4 protein-coding genes are annotated in these 2,521 nt (G+C 67.2%); 2 read left to right on the top strand and 2 right to left on the bottom strand.

The annotated features are described in order from the left end of the window. Together ACOADB_RS14700 and ACOADB_RS14695 are read right to left on the bottom strand one after the other, a co-directional pair. Positions 1–527 (bottom strand): ABC transporter ATP-binding protein (locus ACOADB_RS14700; protein ID WP_378599977.1); only part of this gene is annotated, 527 nt, incomplete at its 3' end. Beyond that, on the bottom strand, positions 511–1,677 hold the full coding sequence (locus ACOADB_RS14695; RefSeq protein ID WP_378599975.1) for a polyamine ABC transporter substrate-binding protein: 1,167 nt from the start codon (positions 1,675–1,677) through the stop codon (positions 511–513). The genes ACOADB_RS14695 and ACOADB_RS14700, both read right to left, overlap by 17 nt. Positions 1,678–1,848: 171 nt before the next feature. Between ACOADB_RS14695 and ACOADB_RS14690 the strand changes: the two genes are divergently transcribed. After that, positions 1,849–2,289 carry an Lrp/AsnC family transcriptional regulator gene (locus ACOADB_RS14690; RefSeq protein ID WP_378599997.1) on the top strand — a complete coding sequence of 147 codons (441 nt, stop codon included), beginning with the start codon at positions 1,849–1,851 and terminating at the stop codon, positions 2,287–2,289. After that, positions 2,286–2,521, top strand: a 236-nt coding sequence (locus ACOADB_RS14685; protein WP_378599973.1) for an isocitrate lyase/phosphoenolpyruvate mutase family protein, incomplete at its 3' end; no start/stop codon positions are given. The genes ACOADB_RS14690 and ACOADB_RS14685, both read left to right, overlap by 4 nt.

Raw genomic sequence — 2,521 nt, 5'->3', positions numbered from 1 at the left:
CCTCGGCGCAGCTTGAGGTCCAGGGCGCCGAGGGGTTCGTCGAGGAGCAGCACCTCGGGTCGGTTGATCAACGCCCGGGCGAGGGCCACCCGCTGCTGCTGCCCGCCGGACAGCATGGGCGGCTTCTTGCGGGCCTGGCCCTCGAGCTCGACGAGCTCCAGCATGGCCCTGACCTGCTCGTCGACGTCCTTGGCCTTGCGCCGGCGCAGGCCGAAGGCGACGTTCTCGTGGATGTCGAGGTGCGGGAACAGGGCGTAGTTCTGGAAGACGGTGTTGACCGGGCGCCGGTAGGGCTTCTCGTAGGTGATCTCGTCGTCGCCGAGGTGGATCGTGCCCGAGGTCGGTACGTCGAGGCCGGCCACCATGCGCAGGGTGGTCGTCTTCCCGCAGCCCGACGGGCCGAGCAGGGCGAAGAACTTCCCTGCGGGGATCTCCAGGTCGAGGGCCTTCACCGCGGTGAAGGTGCTGAACTCCTTGGTGAGTGCGGTGAGCCGGAGGCTCCGCGAGCTGTCAGCCGCCAATGACATCGGCGAAATCTCCTTCGTAGGCGCGGATCTGGAACTCCTCGAGGGCCATGAACGAGTGCGTGGTGGCCAGCGACTCGGCGGTCGGGAAGATCAACGGGTTGTCGACGAGGCTCGGGTCGACCTTCTCCATCGCCTCCTGTGCGCCCTTGACCGGGCAGATGTACCAGACGTACGCCGCGAGCTTCGCCGCCACTTCGGGCTCGTAGTAGTAGTTGATCCACTTCTCGGCGTTGCCCTTGTGGGTGGCGAGGTTCGGCACCAGCATGTTGTCGGCCCAGATCATCTGGCCTTCCTCGGGCGTGACGAAGACGAGGTTCTCGTCCTCGGCCGCGGCGACGTCGCCGGACCACGCCTCGCAGGCCACGACATTGCCCGCAGCGAGGTCCTGGATGTACTCGTTGCCGGTGAAGGCCCGGATCTGCCCGTCCCCGCGCGCCTTGCGCAGCCTCTCGAGGGCCGTGTCCCAGTCGCCGTCGGTGAAGTTGGCGGGGTCGGCGCCCTCGCTGAGCATGATCAGGCCCATGGTGTCGCGCATCTCGGTGAGCAGCGACACGCGGCCCTTGAGGTCCGGGCGGCTGAGCAGCTCGGAGAAGGAGCGGACCTCCTTGACCTTCGACTTGTTGTAGGCGATGCCGGTGAGACCGCTCTGCCACGGCGCGGAGTAGGTGCGGTCGGGGTCCCAGCCGACGCCGGCGAGGGAGTCGATCAGGTTGGCGTGCAGGTTCGGGACCTTCGCCTTGTCGAGGGGCTGGATCCACCCGACCTGGATCATCCGGGCGGCCATCCAGTCGGTGAGCATGAACAGGTCGCGCTTGGAGGACTGGCAGGAGCCGAGCTGGTTGACGACCTTGGCGAAGAACTCGAGGTTGTCGTTGACGTCTGCGGTGTAGCTGACCTCGATGCCCATCGCCTTCTGGAAGTCGGTCAGCGTCGAGGTGTACTCACCGTCGTCCTCGTCGAGGTAGCCCGGCCAGTTCGACACGATCAGGCGCTTGTCGGACTCCGACAGGTCGCGCGTCGTGCACTTCGCGGGGTCCTGCTTGCGATCGGGGGTTCCGAACAGGGGGAGTGCCGCCAGGCCGCCCGCGCCGAGGAGCAGCCCGGAGCCGCCGCGCAGCATGGTCCTGCGACTCAGCCGGGAAGAGACCAACGGATGCCACCTCCGAATCAAAGATGTGCGCATCGTGACACGGCGGACTACCGGTGACAAGGGATTCCGTGGTCAGTTGACATGAATGCAACGGAATCCGTACCTGCGTGTTGCGTAGGGTGCCTGAACCCTGTGAGGATCGTGTCCGTGAACAAATCCCGCTCGGTCGTGCTGGACGACGTCTCGAAGGCGATCATCGCCGAGCTCCAGGAGGACGGCCGTCGTTCGTATGCCTCCATCGGCAAGGCCGTCGGACTCTCGGAGGCCGCGGTGCGCCAGCGCGTGCAGCGCCTCGTCGACGGTGGCGTGGTCCAGGTCGTGGCGGTCACCGACCCCACCGAGATGGGCTTCGCCCGCCAGGCGATGATCGGCATCAAGGCCACCGGCCAGCTCGAGCCGATCGCCGACGCGCTCGCGGCGATCGACGAGATCGACTACGTCGTGATCACGGCCGGGTCCTACGACCTGCTGGTGGAGGTCGTCTGCGAGAGCGATGACCACCTCCTGGAGATCGTGTCGGGCCGGATCCGCACCATCAAGGGCGTGCTCTCGACGGAGACCCACGTCTACCTGAAGCTGCGCAAGCAGACCTATGCCTGGGGTGTCAGATGACCACGTACGACGACCGCATCGCCGCCTTCCACGACCTGCACGCCACCGGCTGCTTCGTGATGCCGAACCCCTGGGACATCGGCAGCGCCCGGGTCCTCGAGCAGCTGGGCTTCCCGGCGCTCGCGACGACCAGTGCCGGCGCGGCCTGGACCCTGGGTCTCGCCGACAACGAGCTCTCCCTCGAGCAGGCGCTCGACCACCTCCGCGCGATCGCGGGCGCGGTGCAGATCCC

The organism is Nocardioides sp. CPCC 206348 (assembly GCF_048654705.1).
In the GTDB taxonomy this organism is placed as follows: Bacteria; Actinomycetota; Actinomycetes; order Propionibacteriales; family Nocardioidaceae; genus Nocardioides.
Note: the sequence above shows the minus strand (reverse complement) of the source record. Positions and strands in the feature narration are given on the sequence as shown.